Below are 16,862 nucleotides of genomic sequence, written 5' to 3' on the forward strand. Positions count from 1 at the left end.
TGCAAGGTAGCGCTGATTCACTGATGATATCTGGAAGTCCGACCGTACCAGATTTTACGGAAGCAGAGCGAAACGCGGTGTATAAGGCCATTCTTGCACGCCGAGATATTCGGTCCTTTCTACCGGATGAAATTGATGAAGATGCCCTCTGGCGGATTCTCGTGGCGGCACATCACGGGCCGTCTGTCGGCTATATGCAACCGTGGAATTTTATATTGGTTCGAGATAAGGAACGCCTTCGTGAGATCCAGCAAACCGTCGAGGGAGAACGAGTACGGGCAGCGGAAAATTATCAGGACCTCAAGCAAGATTACTATTTACGATTAAAAGTGGAGGGGCTGTTGCAGGCACCACTCACGATTTGCGTAACCAACGACTCCACCCGCGGCGGTCCACATGTGTTGGGGAGAAATACAATTCCTGAAACGGACCTGATGTCTACTTCCTGCGCGATTGAAAACATGTGGCTGGCTGCGAGGGCTGAAGGAATCGGATTAGGATGGGTGAGTATTTACCAGAAGGCTGACATTCGTCAAATCCTTCGGATTCCCGAGCACATCGATCCGGTGGCGTTACTTTCCGTAGGTTACACATCGCATTTCCCAGACATTCCGCTACTCGAACGTGTCGGGTGGGGAAAGCGATTGGAATTGCAGAGTCTAATCTATCAAGACTATTGGGGAAACGAGGAGGATAAAGAATCATGAGAATTTATACACGTGGTGGAGACAAAGGGAAGACTGCACTGATTGGCGGAGAGCGACGTTACAAGCATGACTTGCGTATTGAAGCCTATGGAACAGTGGATGAGGCAGGAGCGTTTATTGGCATGGCAATCAGTGAATTGAATGAGTCAAAGGATGCAGATATCATCAATTTGCTCTATCAGGTTCAGCAAACCTTGTGGGATGTTGGAGCTGACTTGGCTGCAGTTCCAGGTGCCAAGTACACATTTCGGACCAGGGAAGAGGCAGCGGGAGAACTCGAACCTTTCATTGACCGGTATAAGGAGGAAGCAGACAAGGTTACCAAATTTATTTTACGCGGCGGTGATAAAGCGGCGGCAACGCTCCATGTATGCTGTACGGTTGTCCGGCGAGCTGAGCGGCATGTGGTCGCACTGATGCAGGTTGAAAATATCTTCGAACCCACGCTTAAATACCTGAATCGTCTCTCTGATTTGCTCTTTGTGCTCGCGCGAGCCGTCAATGCGAGGCGCAAACAAAAAGATATCCTTTACGAGAATAGTGCGGAAGTCTTCCGAGAAGGAAAAAATCATTCAAGCACCACTACGGAGTTGTAATCAGATGTTTTGTGTCAAAGACCCTCAGCAATCCAAGCCTCTCTGGGCAAATCGTGGTGTTCATTGGGTACAAAATAGTCGGTTGATTCATATCAAATCCGATAGAAGGCTACGCACCATCAGTTCAGCCATCCACGGCGGAGGCATGAACAATCTGTATGATATCGTGAACTTCAAAGTTCCAAGGACGTACAACTGCGATACCCCGAAACTTGATTTGTCTCTCCGGTTGTCTCAGTTGGGGATTTCGGGGAATGATGCAACAGCTCTCATGACGGCTGCGCGTCTCGACGATGCTGGATGGGCGGAAGTGCAAGGGGCACAGTGGAGTATTTTAGTATGCGTTACAGCCGGATTTTCGAATGCAGCCCGCGTATGCGGCGAATATCTCAAGTCTTTGGAGCCAGGTACGATTAATACGATTGTTATCGTTGATGGATACATGACTGAAGAAGCATTCGTTGAGTCGGTGATCACTGTAACAGAGGCAAAGGCTGCAGCGCTTTCAGATCTTGCCGTGACTTGCCTTGACGGTCGAATTGCAACGGGTACAACGACAGATGCTGTGGTCGTCGGTGCTACTCAACCGCCCGAATATCAAAGGGAGTGCCTCATCGAGTACACAGGGCTTGCTACCGAGTTTGGAGAGCAACTCGCCATGGCTGTATACACTGCGATTTGTGAGTCCGGGCAACGGTATATCCTGCGGCAGCAAAATAATACTTGACGTACTATCCGATATTCAATAGGATTACTAACGAATTGAATCTATCTCTTCAGGTGCTCTGGGAACAGAGATAATAGGGAAACCGGTGCAATCCCGGTACGGTCCCGCCACTGTAATCAGCGTGTTTCGGAACAACACCACTGCAATACGTGGGAAGGTGTTGAATAAGCCGAGCTGAGAGTCAGGAGACCTGCCTGAAGAGCCAGAGCGAAACCTTCGAGGAGAGGTTGCGAGGATAGGTAATTTATTATCCGACCAAGCGATCTCTGCCAAAGGCAGAGATTTTCTTTTTTGAAGGGGACGCCTCATGACCTATCTCAGGAGGTATCTCTATGAAAAAGTCTGTCTTCATCATCCCCACCGTGTTAACTGCTTTGACACTGGGTGTTGCAGGTTGTGGTACGAATACCACCTCCGGCAATGCAAATGCTGCAACAACGTCCACAGGGTCTTCAGTCAGCACAGCCAATCAAGCGGCATCATCCTCGCAAACGACTACGTCTCAGGCTGCATCTGCGTTCCCAGTGACGTTAAAAGACGGTGCAGGCCATACGGTGACCATCTCCAAGCAACCGCAGCACATCGCCTCGACAACGGAAGGAACGGACGAGATTCTAACAGCGTTAGTCCCGAAAAAGGACATTGTTCTCGTTACGAACTACGCGGATGATCCGCAGTATTCGAATGTGTCATCCCTTGTCAAAGGAATTCCAACCATCCAGAATCTCACGGCTGAGCAAGTTATTGCTGCCAAGCCGGACCTCGTATTAACGGCCTCGTATGCGAAGCAAAGTGTGATCAGTCAGATTGAACAAGCGGGTATTCCAGCATATGAGTTCAACACTTTTAATTCCATTGCTGATATCGAACGAAACATTCAGGTCGTTGGCAAATTGGTTGGGCAAGAAGCAAAGGCCGCGAAGGTGGTTACAACCATGCAGTCTCAGTTGCAGAACGTAGAAGATGCGGTCAAAGGCCAGAAAAAAGTAACTGTTCTCGACTACAGTTCCTATGGGTATGCGGCTGGCTCCTCCACGACAGTAAATGATGTCATCGTGGATGCGGGTGGGATTAACGCTGCATCTAAGCTGAACGGATGGAAGCAAATTACGGACGAAGAAATTGTGAAATTAAACCCTGACGTAATCATCGACGCAAACAATGATAAAGGATTTGTTCAGAAAATCCTTTCTGACCCGGCCTTGAAAAATGTTTCTGCAGTGAAGAATCACCGCGTTTATAGTGTTAGCAGCGCAGATTTGACAAGCGTGTCGCAGTATGTGACACGGGGAGTGCAAGATGTGGCAAAGCTGTTGTATCCGAACGTACAGATTGGGAATGAGTAATCTTCGCGTTCGGTGGACTTTTGTCGCTCTCGGTATCGCACTGTTGGTAGGGGCAGCATTAGAACTGTCTCTCGGACCTGTAACTATCCCAGTTCGCCAACTCATTCCAGATGCATGGGGATATTTTCAGGGTGTGCATGATACCAACGCTATTGTCATTGGAGCCATTCGTTTGCCGCGATTGTTTGTCGCGGCACTCGTTGGAGCCGGGTTGGCTACCACCGGGGCTGCTCTCCAGGCCGTTTTTCGAAACCCGATGGCGGACCCATCGATTATCGGGGTGTCAAGTGGGGCTTCCCTTGGAGCAGTGTTGACCATTCAATTAGGTTTATCTCAGCTGAATGAGTGGTATACCCCTGTAGGAGCGTTCGTGAGTGGACTGATTGTGGTGCTTGTCATCTATCGCATTGCCACCGTGCACGGAAAAACATCAATTTATTCACTACTGTTGTCAGGCGTGGCATTTAGCGCGCTATGTAGTTCTATCGTGACATTGGTTCTCTCACTCGCTCCGCTCGAGACCATGCAACAGATGTTGTTTTGGTTGATGGGTGGGCTGGATGGGAGTACCTGGCGCGAAGTTTTGATGCTCCTTGTCTTTGTTGCTGTCGCGATTGGAATTTACCTGACACAAGCACATGCACTTGATGTGCTGTCCTTGGGAGAAGAGCAGGCGCAAGGCGTTGGGGTGTCGCTGCAGCGGACAAAGCAGGTTGTGCTCGTTACCTCTGCTTTTGTGGTCGGCGCATGTGTTAGTGCTACAGGAGTGATTGGATTTGTTGGATTGGTCGTTCCCCACCTGCTACGGATTTGGATCGGGCCTGCTCATCGGCAGCTCATCTTTTCCTCAGCCATTGGAGGTGCCGTCCTGATGCTCTTCGCGGACTTAATCGCCCGAATGATACTCCTGCCGGCTGAGTTGAATGTGGGTATCATTACGTCTTTACTTGGGGCACCGTTCTTTCTGTTCCTGTTGCGTCGTCAAGAGTCGCGCGTGTATCGGGGGTGAGGAAATGAACCAAACTGCAGCGCTCCTTATGGAGGATCTATCTTTCGGCGGTATATTGGAACGTATCCAGTGTGAATGGGCGGGCGGGCAAGTCGTCGGGCTTGTGGGCCCGAATGGAGCAGGTAAATCAACGCTACTGCGTCTACTCGCGGGTGTGATTCGACCCACTCGAGGTCGAATCTATATCCGTGGACAGTCGATTTCCGAAGTATCTCCGAAGGACCGGGCCAGGGACGTGGCTTATCTGCCGCAACAGATGCCGGACAACGCATCGTTTACGGTTGAACAGTACGTAGAAATGGGACGCTTCCCTTATCGCACACTCTTTGGCGGCCTCGATAGCGAAAGCCGTGAAGTTGTGAATCGAGCGATGACTGGCTTGAACTTGTTGTCCTTTCGAAGCGCCCGGCTTGATCAAATATCCGGTGGAGAACGGCAGCGTGCAGGCGTTGCACGTTGTCTGGCCCAGGGCAGTCCAATCATTCTGCTCGATGAACCGATTGCAAACCTCGATGTTCATTACCAGTTGGATATCCTTCTTCATCTGCAAAAGTTAGCCGAAGAGGGACGGCTCATCGTCATGGCGATTCACCATCTTGAGCTTGCCGCCAGGTATTGCGACAGGCTCTTATTGCTGCATTCAGGTCGAGTGTACGCCGACGGACCTCCGCAGGATGTTCTGTCAGAGCGTGCTTTAGAAGAGGTGTTCCAGGTGAAAGCCAAAACGTATGCCGATCCGTTTGGCGGACACCTGCGTGTGAGTTATTCGCCTTGAAGGGAGGAGATTGTGTTGGGATATACCTTTGTTCTTGGCGGTGCGCGTAGTGGAAAGAGTTCGTTCGCAGAACAACTGGCACTGCGCCTATCCGAGATCCATTCCATGAATGTTACGTACGTGGCAACCGCACAAGTCAGCGATGATGAGATGCAAGAACGTATCCAACGTCACCGTTCAGGGAGGCCGTCACAATGGGAGACGGCTGAAATCCCACTCAACGTTTCCAGTTGGTTCCAAACAGAGCGTGCTCCGCAGGTTATTCTCATTGACTGCCTTTCCCTGCTCCTAAACAACTGGATGTTCCTCGAGGGCTGTGACGAAGAGCAGGTCTTCCTCAGAATTGACGCGCTTGTTTCGGCAATGGCAGAAACGGAGCACCGGGTGATCGTTGTTAGCAATGAGGTTGGGCAAGGCATTGTCCCGGGGGATGGCGTGTCACGTCGGTACCGGGATTGGCTCGGTGTAATGAATCAGAAGACGGCCCAATCTGCTGAGAAGGTGATTTGGGTTGTTGCGGGAATCCCAGTAGATTTACGAAAACTGCAGGTATCCCTTCCATGAATCTCCTCTTCGGTGCTGGCCTGGCTCTGTTCGTTGACAGAATGATAGGAGATCCGAGATTCATTCCACATCCAGTTGTATTGATTGGTAAGTACATCACGCTGTTTGACCGCCGCTTGAATCGAGCCGTTGCCTCGCGCAACGTAAAACGCGCCTTGGGTATCTTCCTTACCCTCACCACCGTATTGATTGCAAGCATTATCCCGTGGTTGTTCCTTTTTCTGCTGAGGCGATACACGCCGGTTTGGTTGGCTTGGACGATAAACGTGTTTCTGATCTCTACAACGATAGCCTGGAAAGGGTTGGTGAAGGCAGGGTGGGTCGTACTCCATCGGTTGCAAACAGAGGGGATAGAAGTTGCACGGCGAGAAGTATCCATGATAGTCGGGCGGGATACTGAACATTTATCGGAAGCCGAAGTGGTACGTGCCACGGTAGAGACCCTTGCGGAGAATATCGTGGATGCGATTGTCTCCCCTGTATTTTATGCCTGCATTGGTGGGGCCCCATTGGCACTCTTTTACCGAGCAGCCAATACACTCGACTCTATGGTCGGGTACAAAAATGAGCGTTATGTGGACTTTGGCTGGTGTTCTGCTCGGCTTGACGACGTATTGAACTTCATTCCAGCCCGTCTGACCATCGGTCTCGTATGGATTGCGACCTGGATGACAAAGAACAACGCACGCGAGGCAATCCGAATCATGCAGAGGGATGCCTGCAAACATCCAAGTCCCAACAGCGGCATCCCAGAATCGATAGTTGCCGGTGCACTCGGCGTTCAACTGGGCGGCGTCAACTTCTATGGAGGTATCGAATCCCGGCGAGCGACGATGGGCGACCCCAGCAGAACTTTGCAAGCCTCCGATATTAGGCGCACGATTCTTATTGTTCACATCACGTGTATAGTGATTCTGGTCATGGCAGGGCTAGGAGGTGTGTTGGTTTGGCAATTGTAAGATGGTTCATTCTCGCGACACAATTTGCAACAGTGATTCCAACACCCTCCATCCGGAGTGTAAGTGACAGTGATGTCCGAACGAGTGTGCTCTTTTTTCCAATGATCGGCGGAGCGCTTGGGTGCGTCCTTTGGGGTGTGCAATATTTTCTAACGAGACATGTGCCAAGCTTGCCTGCCACGGCAGTTTCACTGACGGTGTACACGCTTCTTACAGGAGCGCTTCATCTGGATGGTCTGATGGATACTGCTGACGCCATTGGTAGCAGACGCCCGCGCGAAGAGGCGCTCAACATTATGAAAGACAGCCGCATTGGAGCCATGGGGGCTGTGGCTGCCATCCTCATCCTCATTGGGAAATTGACAGCGATATCGAGTGTTTCCCCGCAAGATTGGGAGCCCTTTATCGTTGTTCCAATGATGTCCAGGTTGTCAATGATCTGGTCGATGGGGGTGTCTCGCTCTGCCCGAGAGGAAGGGTTGGGCAGTTTTTTTGCACAAAGGTTGTCGGTGTGGGTCTTGGCAGGCGCGACCATTTTTAGCGGAGTTGTATGTATTTTCATTCTGCCATTGAAGGACGCACTATGGGTGCTTGTTTACGTTGTCGTAACAGTGTCACTTTTTAACGGTTGGATGGGGCGGAAATTCGGAGGAACGACAGGAGATACGTACGGTGCTTTAAATGAAATCACGGAATGGGTTGGTTGGATGGTATTTGCAGCCATGATCCATTAAGGGGCGCTATAGATGCACGGCGGACGAATTTACGAGTACGCAGAGAAGAGCGGACGCAGCTCTAAACACGTGTTTGATTTTAGTGCAAACATCAATCCGATGGGACCTCCCAAAAGCGTGATGACGGCCATTCAAGGTGCGCTCACTGGTATTCGACATTACCCGGACGCCCGGCACATCAAGGTGATTCAGGCCATCTGCAGCAAGTATCCGATTGCGAGTACCCAGAGTGTTTTTTGCGGTAACGGTGCGTCAGAGGTGATCGATTTGACCATCCGTGCACTAACTCCGAGGCGAGTTTTTCTGTTTGAACCCGCGTTTGCGGAATATCAACAGGCTGCCGAGCGGGTTAGAGCCGAGGTCGTCCATATCCCCCTCTTTGCAGGATCGTCGTTCGGAGAATCCCTGACTGATCTCGGAGAATTGTTGCATGATATTGTAAGCCGATGCAGACCCGCCGACTTGGTGGTCATCAACAATCCGCACAACCCAACGGGCCTGTGTTGGCGGAGAGAGGAGTTCATCGGCTTTGTTGCAATGCTTTGCGAGAGAGGGGTTTCGGTTCTCGTAGATGAATCGTTTATGGATTTTCGACCCGACGAGTCGGAGAGAACAGTCATGCCAGACACAGAGCATCTGAAAAACCTTATTGTTGTGCGATCCGCGACGAAGATCTATGCCATTCCAGGCCTTCGGTTTGGCTTCGGCGTAGCGCATGCAGATCTGGTCCGGAAAATTGAAGTGAATCGCGACAGGTGGAGTGTCAATCATCTGGCACAGGCTGCGGCCATCGCAGCGTACCAAGATGAAAAGTTTGTTCGGGAGACCTGGGATTGGCTACAAGCAGAACAAGAGTTCGTTCTTGAGACGTGGGGCAAACATTGGGCCGTCCAACTCTACATCCCCAGTGTCAACTACTTCTTGGTTCACGTACGGGAAGACCTGCCTGTTGAAAGCATTTTCGCACGACTTGAGCGAGAAGGAATATTTGTACGCCGCTGTGGAAATTTCAGGGGCCTCGGGGCGTTTGACATTCGAATCACAATCCGGTCTCACGAAGATAACGAGCGAATGTGGAACGCCTTTCATGATGCCTTACGAAGGCTGTGATGGGGGTTTCATGAGTCCATTTGACAAATGGTCCGTGCTGTCAAGAGTGTCTACGTGAAATCTTCTGTCGCGGTACGTGACACGTGCGATCGATGCATGATGAGGTTGCCAGTGCCGAAACCGTCCTAGCGGATCGCCATGGTAGTCTGCCAGCCAAAGGCCGAGCGGTCCGCCGTGCGTCACAATGCAGACCGTACCTTCTTTGTGCTTCGCGACAAGGGAGTCAAGCCCTTGTTGAAAACGGCGCAGTGCTGCACTGCGTGACTCACCGGATGGAAACTGAAAGTCCGACAATGAATCGTCAAGCGCGGCATCCATCAGAGACTTGTACCGTTCATACGCGAGGAAGGAAGACATCCCGTCAACAATACCAAGGTGAATCTCGCTCAGTGCCGTACATGTGTTTATCTCAAGATTTCTGCGCCTCTCTGCTATGACACTGGCTGTCTGCAAGCAACGCTTCAGCGGACTGGAGTATAGGCAGTCGATAGATACGTTCTGCAGCGCGCTTGCCACAGCTTTGGCCTGCAAGACGCCAAACTCATGCAACGGAGGGTCAGTATGACCAATCAAGGTATAGTTCAGGTTCTCTGCTGTCACACCATGCCGCACGAAGATGAGCGTCGTCACATTGAGTCCTCCAGTTTGAAAGGGAGTTGAAATCATTGAATCTACCTCGAATCGTCATCGCAGGCACGCATAGCAGTGTGGGGAAGTCCACCGTTTCTCTGGGCCTCATGGCCGCATTTCGTCAGCGCGGGCTATGCGTACAAAGCTTTAAAGTCGGGCCGGACTACATTGATCCAAGTTATCACACGGCCATTACCGGCAGGACATCGAGGAACCTGGACAGTTGGATGCTAGCTAAACAGATGGTCCGGGATATCTTCGTCCATGCTGCGACTGATACGGATGTCTCTATTGTAGAAGGTGTGATGGGATTTTACGATGGCAAGGATGTCTTGTCGAATGAGGGAAGCACTGCGGAGATTAGCCTTTTGCTCGATTGCCCCGTTCTTCTGGTTGTCGATTGTTCTGGGATGGCCCGAAGTGCTGCGGCGATTGTGAAAGGATATCAAGACTTGGACCCTCGTGTAAACATTGCCGGTGTCGTAGCAAACCGTGTAGGCGGGGAAGGCCACTTTCGTCTGATTCAACAGGTGGTGGAACTTGAATGCGGTATACCCGTCGTGGGGTACCTGTCGAAGCATTCGGAAATCGAGATCCCGGAACGACATCTGGGGTTGATTCCGGCTATCGAAAGGGGAGAACACACTCTGTTGCTTGAACAACTGAGCGCGCTGGCATCGTCTACGATTGATTTGGATGCGGTGCTCTCCTTAGCGAAGGCTGCACCGGAGATACCAGAGAGTGAAAAAGGCCAGGTGTACCCGTCATTTTTATCGAAAGACACTGCGTCGGGCGATATACGAAATACTCGGATTGCCATCGCCAAGGATGCTGCCTTCAACTTTTACTACGAAGAAAACCTGGAGCTACTTGAGCACTACGGGGCGGAACTTGTGTTCTTTAGTCCACTCTCCGGGGAGAAGATTCCGGAAGATGCAGGGGGCTTGTATATCGGCGGAGGATTCCCTGAAGAGTTTGCAGCTCAACTTAGTTCCATGAAAGATGTTCGGGATGACTTTCGAGAGAAAATTCGAAATGGCTTACCAACCTACGCAGAGTGTGGAGGATATATGTACCTGACGGAACAACTGACGGACCTGGCGGGGACTACGCATGACCTGGTTGGCCTCATTCCTGCACGGGTGACCATGCAGAAACGCCTTTCCGGATTTGGCTATCGGGAGGTCACGGGCATGGAGGGAAACTGGCTGGTACCTGCAAAGGAGTCTGCGCGAGGGCACGAATTTCACTATTCAACAATCGAGTTTCGTTTGCCGCAGGTTTTTGCATATGAAGCATCTGCGTCTCGTTGGTCAAGCCGACGAGGTGAGGGGTACTTGAACGGTAACCTTGTCGCCGGATACATGCATCTTCACTTTGCTTCGAATCCGCTTGTCGCCGAGAAGTTTGTGGAGAGGTGCAGAACGTATCGAGCAGGTGAATCAGGAAGGCAGGCGACATGAATGACACGGAGCCTCATGGTGATTGGCACCTCTTCGAATGTCGGAAAAAGCATCCTGGCAACGGCCCTTTGCCGTATCCTCACACAAGACGGCCATCGCGTAGCACCGTTTAAAGCACAAAACATGTCTCTGAATTCCGCGGTGACGCCTTCCGGCCGCGAGATTGGACGGGCTCAGGCTGTTCAAGCCGAGGCATGCGGCATCCTATCAAACGAGCACATGAACCCCGTTCTGTTAAAGCCAACTGGGAACATGCAAAGTCAGATTGTACTGCAAGGTCGTCCAATTGGAACGAGATCGGCAAAGGATTATTTCTATGATGAAAAGGAGCTGCTATGGTGGGCGGTCGCGGAGAGTTATCAGTTTCTCGCACAGCGGCATGACATTATAGTTATCGAGGGTGCGGGTAGCCCTGTGGAGATGAACCTGAAACAACGGGATATTGCCAATATGAGGACCGCACAGATGGCTGACGCGAGTGTACTGCTTATTGCAGACATTGATCGCGGAGGCGTGTTTGCCTCCATTGTAGGGACGCTTCAGTTGCTTGATCCTAATGAGAAAAGACTGGTCAAGGGCATCCTCATTAACAAGTTTCGCGGAGACGCTGGATTGTTTGATGAGGGGCGCCGATGGATCGAAGACTATACTGGTGTGCCTGTGCTTGGGGTCATTCCATATATACCAAATCTGGCGATTGATGAAGAAGACTCCGTGGGTCTGTCGGGGGATCGTTATCACCAAGCGAAGGCAATCAGGAACGGTATCCGCGTGGGTATTGTTCAGCTTCCTCACATCTCAAATTTCACGGACTTCGATCCGCTCTTTCTCGAACCGGGCGTTGACGCAAGTTTCTGTACTAGTCCAGAGGAGCTGCATCATGTAGATGCCATCGTGATACCTGGTACAAAGAGCACCTTGATGGACTTGCGGTGGTTGGATAACACCGGCTGGACTGCGTCGATTCAGAGGACGGTTCGTGGTGGGGCACACGTCCTTGGTATCTGCGGCGGATATCAAATGCTTGGAATGGAAGTTCATGACCCGGAACACCTTGAATCTGAGATTGACACTTCTAGCGGATTAGGACTCTTTGATACGGTGACCACCATATGTGCGGACAAGACCACAGTTTTGGTGGGGGGTGAGTTCTCAGGCGAATTTACAGGTATTCCAGTCAAAGATTATGAAATTCACATGGGAGTCACCGAGTTTCCCGGAGCACGGAATCCGCTTGCCATGACACGGCGGGTCTACACCGATGGAGCATACGCCCCCCCTTCAGATAGTGCGGTACCGGAAGGACATATGTCTGAAGATGGCCGAATCATCGGTACGTACCTTCACGGGGTACTACACAACGATGTTTTTCGTAATGCCTGGCTAAACAGGATACGACGCCACAAGGGATTGCCGTTACAAGAAAAAGCGACGAATGTCATGGCACACCGCACCGAAGAATTTGATCGACTTGCCCAGGTGGTTCGTACCCACCTAGACATGAGCAAATTGTATGACGTACTCGGTCTTACATAAACGATATTCAACGGAGGGGTTCGTACTATGTATCCAGAACGAATTGTTTGCCTTGCCGCAGAAATCCCGGAAATCCTGTATCGGCTGGGTTCTCTTGACCGGGTTGTCGGCATTTCCGCCTACACGACACGCCCGGCGGAGGCACTTCTCCTGCCGAAAGTATCCGGATTCAAACATGGTAGCACCAAACGAATTCTTCAGGATCAACCAGACGTTGCGATTCTAACCTCTGGGGTACAAAAGGAGCTCGCTGCTGAGCTCTCTAAACAAGGTGTGACTACGGTGCATTTTAACCCGCACCGGCTTGAGGATATGTTTCACACCATACTACTGATTGGCAACTTGATTGGGAAATCGGATGAAGCCTTGGCGTATGTGGCCGAGCTACGTCAAGAGGTGGATGAAGTCCGTCAGAGTGCGGCTGAACTTCCCTTTCGACCGCGTGTGTATTTTGAAGAGTGGATGGACCCTATCATAGTTGGGACGGCATGGGTGAGTGATTTAATCGAGATTGCAGGCGGTATTGACGTGTTTCGTGAAAAATCATTGGAGGGACGCCATGCATCAGAACGGGTTGTAGAAGCAGATGAGATTGCTACTGCCGCTCCAGATATCGTGTTTGCGTCTTGGTGCGGAAAACCATTTATGCCCGAAAACTTTCTTGCGCGACCGGGTTATTCCGAGATACCTGCTGTCAACAATGAGACGGTTTTCGAGCTCGGCTCTGAAATACTTCAGTGTGGCCCAATGTTGCTCGACAGTTTAAAGAACATACACGGTATCATTCAGACCTTCGTCGGTGGTACGTTCTGAGTGTGATGTTCGCCTATGGGGATACAAATACATTATCGTGATGGTTTTGATGCAAAGAGGTAACCATGTGGGAGGTGGCCGATATTTTTCGACCATCTCGTCGATCATAAAGTGTTCTGATGGTCTAAGGCGTTGATCCAGTTTGTCTCTAAGCCGTCATACTCAATCTCTTTGAATCTTTGAAGGGAACCCTATTGCACATCCCTCGAAATTAAGCGTTTTTCTCACGAATGCTCTCTCATTCGCAGGATTTCACCACCTCGATATGAAGAAGAGGGTGGAGGAATTGTCAGGGGATGAGGTTGCTTCAGGGATTGTTTTTTGGATTCTGTCGTAGTGACAAGGAGGCTTTCCAACTCCCACTTGTCTTCTTCAAGTCCTGCAACCTGTCCAACGCTTTCACGGGCAAGCGCCAAGCGTTCTACAGCCTTACGCATCCCTTGTTTACCGCCAGAGCGTCGGATATACTTCCCCCAGGATTCGATGACTTGTTGAGGTGTGCGCCCTTTCAAGTCGTGTGGGGTTGGAAAGAGCCTCAGGGTTGCCATGGAACGAGGACCAAAGATATCTCTGAAAATGGATTTGTACTCGGGGGAAGCGGATGTCCGTAAGTTATCATGAACGAGGCTCGGCTCCATGTCACAATTCCGTAGGTTAGTTGGCAATACTGGTATTTGTGAACACCAATGCCAATCAGAGCTACATTGTGAAGGAGCCGATAGTATGAAGGATAGCACAAAGTATGTTGGTTTAGACGTTTCGAAGGATTTTGTCGCAGTCGCCATTGCGGATGAAGGGCGGGATAATCCTAGATATTTTGGTCAGATTCCCAACAACGAAGAGTCGATTCGTAAACTTTTCAAAAAATTACGTGAAGAGGAATGCCGACTTAATGTCTGCTACGAAGCTGGGCCAACTGGTTATGGGTTATATAGGTTCCTTACTGCGTTAGGAATCGAATGTTGCGTCGTCGCTCCATCTTTAATTCCAACACGCGCGGGAGACCGAATTAAGACAGATCGTCGCGATGCAATTCGACTAGCTCAATTATTCAGGGCTGGTGAACTTACGCCGATTTACATTCCAACAGAGGAAGATGAAGCTCTACGGGACCTCGTGCGGGCAAGAAAAGTAACAAAAGAAGACCAACTTAGGGCGCGTCATCATCTAGCCAAATTTCTGTTGCGTCACGAAATAAAAGCGCCAGGTCATTTAAAGAAAAAGTGGACGAAGATATATCACAAATGGCTGAATACTCTCAAGTTTGACAATTCCGCTCTGGAAATTGTGTTCCAAGAATATCTCCACACGTTGGATGAGATTGAACAGCGCCTGGAGCGCCTTGAGAGAGCCATTCATACTGAGACCATGAGATCTTCACATGCACCGGTCATAGAAGCACTGCAAACACTTCGAGGTGTAAAAGAAATAACGGCTGTAACTCTCGTTGTTGAGGTTGGTACGTTTAAACGCTTTGCGTCCGCCCGTGACTTTATGGGGTATACAGGACTAATCCCATCTGAGTATTCAAGCGGAGCAACTAGACACCAAGGCAAGATTACTAAAACAGGGAATAGTCATGTTCGACGCGTATTGGTGGAATCAGCATGGAGTTATCGTCACAAACCTAACATTTCTAGAGACATCAAGAAACGGCAGCAAGGACAAGATGCGATGGTACAACGCATCGCTTGGAAAGCACAAACCCGACTTCACCCGAAATATGCACGTATGGCAGCTAAAGGAAAACCACACGGAAAAATTATTGCAGCTGTTGCTCGAGAACTTGCCGGCTTCATTTGGGCGATTGCGACAAGTGTTGAACTGAAAACCAGTAGTAGCAAGGTTGCCTAAACAAAGAAAGACAAGTAGCTAGCATTTTAATACAACATTTGATTTTGGCTTAAAGATTGGGCTCGAAGGCAAAAGTGTAAAACCGCAGAGGAGAATTCACGTTTGACGCTTGTGCTAGGCCAATAGAATTGGCTGAACGCACGATGTAAGTTCGTGATAGCTCCTCAAGACGGAGAGATACTCTGTGGTAACCAACCCACGTATATCAGACTGCTCACCGTCGAGAAGTTTTTGCCTTCGTGCCGAGTCTTTGAGGTGTTGCTTGACATGGAGCCTCTGCAGCCCCGATGTGATGACGGACAAGCGGACTAGGGTCCGCATGGCAGCTTAGCCTATCAGGGCCGCCACTCCATATCAAGCAACTCGTAGCCTTAAGGATTGTGGCGCAACGGGGGCTGGAGGTACTTGACAGGCCTCGTTCATATCAGCGTCAAGAATGGCGTCAAGAATGGCATCAGAAATTACATCGCACATTTTATCCGGGTGCCCAGAAGTGACGGACTCTGCTGTAATAAGTCTTCTGATTCCCACTGAACCTCGCCACCGCCCTTTAGCCATGTATAACCTCAAGTAACGTCGCTACTTCTGACAAAATTTCCGAAAAAATTGTACGTTCAGTTGGCGATCCAACGGTGACGCGAATGAAACGGTCGAAAGGCTGCCCATTAGCTTGCCTTACAAAAACTCCTCGTTTCTTTAACTCCAGTGCCACTCGCTTTGCAACTGCCATGTCCTGAAGGTTGAAGCAGACGAAATTCGTGTAAGACGGTAGTACAGGCAGGCCCAATTTATTTCCTAGCGTTTCATACTCATGCCGACCTCTTTGTACCTCTTGAATCACCGTCCGCTCGAATGTTGGGTCATTAAGTGATGCTAAAGCACCGGCAAGAGCCACTGAATTCACACCATAATGAAGTCTCACTTTGTCAAAAGCATCAACGGTCTCTGAGTTTGTAATGGCGTAGCCTATTCTGGCCCCGGCAAGACCATAGACTTTTGAAAAAGTTCGCATGCGTATCACACGTCTATCGTGGGTTTGTATGGGAGTTCCCACGTCTCTTGGCGCAAATTCGATATACGCTTCATCCAAAATCACCAAACAACAATCGGGCACATTGTTCAAGAAGCTCTCAACTTGCGGTTTTGAATAGTGCGTTCCTGACGGATTGTCCGGATTAGCCAAGTATAGGAGTTTTGCATTTGTTCTCTTTGCTGCATCAACCAGCGCACCCAAATCGTTTCGGAAATCTTCAGTGTATGGGACGAAGTGAATTTTCCCTCCATACCCCTTAACATGATAGGCAAATGTCGGATATGTCCCCATCGAAGTCACTGCAACGTCACCAGGGTCCATGAAGGTCCTCACGGTCAAGCCCAAGAGATCATCTATCCCGCTCCCGATTAAAATTTCCTTCACAGTAACTCCATGTCTCTTTGCCAGAGCTTGCCGTAAATCGTAAGCCTCCGGATCACAGTACCAATAAAGCGTCTCTAACGCCTCGTTCATTGCTTTGAATGCTTTTGGTGATATTCCGAAAGAGCTTTCGTTGGCTCCCAATCGAAGACGAAACGGCCTGCCCATATCCCGTTCAATCGTGAATGGTGAGACAAAGGGCACTGAAGGTTCTAAACTTCGTATAATTGTCGAATACTGTGGTCCGTTACTCATTAAACGGTTTCTCCTACCAAAGTTGCTAGTCCAAATCGTTCAGCTAGGATACGGTCATTTTACCCAGCAACTTTTGGACAGGCAATTACGTCAGCTTTCGGTCATTTGGCGATGGCCAAAACAGCAGGCTGCCCGCTCACGCGGTACTCGTGAATCCGTCCTTCCCACAAACGACGCAACTCCACTCTGGACATGACAAACACTCTCCCTTGTTCATGATGGGGAGATTATCTCGCCAGTACCGCCTAAAGGCGAGGTGGGTCTGGTTTGACGCTGATATGAACGAGGCCTGTCAAGTACCTCCAGCCCCCGTTGCGCCACAATCCTTAAGGCTACGAGTTGCTTGATATGGAGTGGCGGCCCTGATAGG

The 16,862-nt window shown here is 50.2% G+C and carries 16 protein-coding genes, 1 pseudogene and 1 riboswitch; of the genes and pseudogenes, 14 read left to right on the top strand and 3 right to left on the bottom strand.

All coding sequences use genetic code 11. The features are described from left to right. Positions 1-23: 23 nt before the first annotated feature. From bluB to JC200_RS21245, 10 genes are all read left to right on the top strand, one after another. Positions 24-707: a 5,6-dimethylbenzimidazole synthase gene (gene bluB, locus JC200_RS24610; protein ID WP_274436622.1), complete on the top strand. Its 684-nt coding sequence runs from the start codon at positions 24-26 to the stop codon at positions 705-707. Further along, a complete protein-coding gene (locus JC200_RS21205) occupies positions 704-1,303 on the top strand; it encodes a cob(I)yrinic acid a,c-diamide adenosyltransferase (protein ID WP_274433706.1) in 600 nt (199 codons plus the stop codon). Before bluB ends, JC200_RS21205 begins: the two co-directional genes overlap by 4 nt. Positions 1,304-1,307: 4 nt before the next feature. Continuing rightward, on the top strand, positions 1,308-2,030 hold the full coding sequence (locus JC200_RS21210) for an adenosylcobinamide amidohydrolase (protein WP_274433707.1): 723 nt from the start codon (positions 1,308-1,310) through the stop codon (positions 2,028-2,030). A gap of 34 nt (positions 2,031-2,064) precedes the next feature. Next, positions 2,065-2,242: riboswitch (cobalamin riboswitch) on the top strand. A 120-nt stretch (positions 2,243-2,362) separates the two neighbouring features. Then, the gene (locus JC200_RS21215) at positions 2,363-3,376 is read left to right on the top strand and encodes an ABC transporter substrate-binding protein (RefSeq protein WP_274433708.1); all 1,014 of its coding nucleotides are present in this window, start codon (positions 2,363-2,365) and stop codon (positions 3,374-3,376) included. Further along, a complete protein-coding gene (locus JC200_RS21220) occupies positions 3,369-4,385 on the top strand; it encodes a FecCD family ABC transporter permease (RefSeq protein WP_274433709.1) in 1,017 nt (338 codons plus the stop codon). Before JC200_RS21215 ends, JC200_RS21220 begins: the two co-directional genes overlap by 8 nt. 4 nt (positions 4,386-4,389) lie before the next feature. Beyond that, entirely contained in the window at positions 4,390-5,160 is a 771-nt protein-coding gene (locus JC200_RS21225; RefSeq protein WP_274433710.1) for an ABC transporter ATP-binding protein, read from the top strand. Positions 5,161-5,175: 15 nt separating this feature from the next. After that, a complete protein-coding gene (gene cobU, locus JC200_RS21230) occupies positions 5,176-5,724 on the top strand; it encodes a bifunctional adenosylcobinamide kinase/adenosylcobinamide-phosphate guanylyltransferase (RefSeq protein ID WP_274433712.1) in 549 nt (182 codons plus the stop codon). Then, the gene (gene cbiB, locus JC200_RS21235; protein ID WP_274433714.1) at positions 5,721-6,683 is read left to right on the top strand and encodes an adenosylcobinamide-phosphate synthase CbiB; all 963 of its coding nucleotides are present in this window, start codon (positions 5,721-5,723) and stop codon (positions 6,681-6,683) included. Before cobU ends, cbiB begins: the two co-directional genes overlap by 4 nt. After that, positions 6,671-7,417: an adenosylcobinamide-GDP ribazoletransferase gene (gene cobS, locus JC200_RS21240; protein WP_274433715.1), complete on the top strand. Its 747-nt coding sequence runs from the start codon at positions 6,671-6,673 to the stop codon at positions 7,415-7,417. Before cbiB ends, cobS begins: the two co-directional genes overlap by 13 nt. A gap of 12 nt (positions 7,418-7,429) precedes the next feature. Continuing rightward, positions 7,430-8,527 carry a pyridoxal phosphate-dependent aminotransferase gene (locus JC200_RS21245; protein WP_274433716.1) on the top strand — a complete coding sequence of 366 codons (1,098 nt, stop codon included), beginning with the start codon at positions 7,430-7,432 and terminating at the stop codon, positions 8,525-8,527. On the opposite strand, the gene JC200_RS21250 is transcribed toward JC200_RS21245, so the two are convergent. Then, positions 8,513-9,157 carry a histidine phosphatase family protein gene (locus JC200_RS21250; protein ID WP_274433718.1) on the bottom strand — a complete coding sequence of 215 codons (645 nt, stop codon included), beginning with the start codon at positions 9,155-9,157 and terminating at the stop codon, positions 8,513-8,515. The two genes, JC200_RS21245 and JC200_RS21250, sit on opposite strands and share 15 nt — an antisense overlap. 35 nt (positions 9,158-9,192) lie before the next feature. Here JC200_RS21250 and JC200_RS21255 point away from each other — a divergent pair, with 35 nt between their 5' ends. From JC200_RS21255 to JC200_RS21270, 4 genes are all read left to right on the top strand, one after another. After that, positions 9,193-10,620 (top strand): cobyrinic acid a,c-diamide synthase CobB, encoded by a 1,428-nt coding sequence (locus JC200_RS21255; RefSeq protein WP_274433720.1) that lies wholly within the window; start codon positions 9,193-9,195, stop codon positions 10,618-10,620. A 15-nt stretch (positions 10,621-10,635) separates the two neighbouring features. Then, positions 10,636-12,156: a cobyric acid synthase gene (locus JC200_RS21260; protein WP_274436623.1), complete on the top strand. Its 1,521-nt coding sequence runs from the start codon at positions 10,636-10,638 to the stop codon at positions 12,154-12,156. Between the two features lie 27 nt (positions 12,157-12,183). After that, complete coding sequence (locus tag JC200_RS21265) at positions 12,184-12,969, top strand: ABC transporter substrate-binding protein (RefSeq protein WP_274433721.1); 786 nt, start codon at positions 12,184-12,186, stop codon at positions 12,967-12,969. A gap of 723 nt (positions 12,970-13,692) precedes the next feature. Beyond that, entirely contained in the window at positions 13,693-14,823 is a 1,131-nt protein-coding gene (locus JC200_RS21270) for an IS110 family RNA-guided transposase (protein WP_274433722.1), read from the top strand. Between the two features lie 405 nt (positions 14,824-15,228). Here the strand turns inward: JC200_RS21270 and JC200_RS21275 are convergent. Together JC200_RS21275 and JC200_RS21280 are read right to left on the bottom strand one after the other, a co-directional pair. Beyond that, positions 15,229-15,381, bottom strand: a pseudogene (locus JC200_RS21275) (S-adenosylmethionine synthetase N-terminal domain-containing protein); the annotation flags it as partial. After that, positions 15,374-16,492, bottom strand: a complete 1,119-nt coding sequence (locus tag JC200_RS21280) for an aminotransferase class I/II-fold pyridoxal phosphate-dependent enzyme (RefSeq protein WP_274433724.1) — start codon at positions 16,490-16,492, stop codon at positions 15,374-15,376. The pseudogene JC200_RS21275 and the gene JC200_RS21280, both read right to left, overlap by 8 nt. Between the last annotated feature and the right edge of the window lie 370 nt (positions 16,493-16,862).

Origin of the sequence: Alicyclobacillus sp. ALC3, from assembly GCF_028751195.1 — a bacterium.
Lineage (GTDB): Bacteria > Bacillota > Bacilli > Alicyclobacillales > Alicyclobacillaceae > Alicyclobacillus_L.

What these genes read in the sequence shown, in the direction of transcription:
- bluB (WP_274436622.1), top strand. Translation starts at nt 24, where the DNA reads ATGATATCTGGAAGTCCGACCGTACCAGATTTTACGGAAGCAGAGCGA.
- JC200_RS21205 (WP_274433706.1), top strand. Translation starts at nt 704, where the DNA reads ATGAGAATTTATACACGTGGTGGAGACAAAGGGAAGACTGCACTGATT.
- JC200_RS21210 (WP_274433707.1), top strand. Translation starts at nt 1,308, where the DNA reads ATGTTTTGTGTCAAAGACCCTCAGCAATCCAAGCCTCTCTGGGCAAAT.
- JC200_RS21215 (WP_274433708.1), top strand. Translation starts at nt 2,363, where the DNA reads ATGAAAAAGTCTGTCTTCATCATCCCCACCGTGTTAACTGCTTTGACA.
- JC200_RS21220 (WP_274433709.1), top strand. Translation starts at nt 3,369, where the DNA reads ATGAGTAATCTTCGCGTTCGGTGGACTTTTGTCGCTCTCGGTATCGCA.
- JC200_RS21225 (WP_274433710.1), top strand. Translation starts at nt 4,390, where the DNA reads ATGAACCAAACTGCAGCGCTCCTTATGGAGGATCTATCTTTCGGCGGT.
- cbiB (WP_274433714.1), top strand. Translation starts at nt 5,721, where the DNA reads ATGAATCTCCTCTTCGGTGCTGGCCTGGCTCTGTTCGTTGACAGAATG.
- JC200_RS21245 (WP_274433716.1), top strand. Translation starts at nt 7,430, where the DNA reads ATGCACGGCGGACGAATTTACGAGTACGCAGAGAAGAGCGGACGCAGC.
- JC200_RS21260 (WP_274436623.1), top strand. Translation starts at nt 10,636, where the DNA reads ATGGTGATTGGCACCTCTTCGAATGTCGGAAAAAGCATCCTGGCAACG.
- JC200_RS21265 (WP_274433721.1), top strand. Translation starts at nt 12,184, where the DNA reads ATGTATCCAGAACGAATTGTTTGCCTTGCCGCAGAAATCCCGGAAATC.
- JC200_RS21270 (WP_274433722.1), top strand. Translation starts at nt 13,693, where the DNA reads ATGAAGGATAGCACAAAGTATGTTGGTTTAGACGTTTCGAAGGATTTT.
- JC200_RS21280 (WP_274433724.1), bottom strand. Translation starts at nt 16,492, where the DNA reads ATGAGTAACGGACCACAGTATTCGACAATTATACGAAGTTTAGAACCT.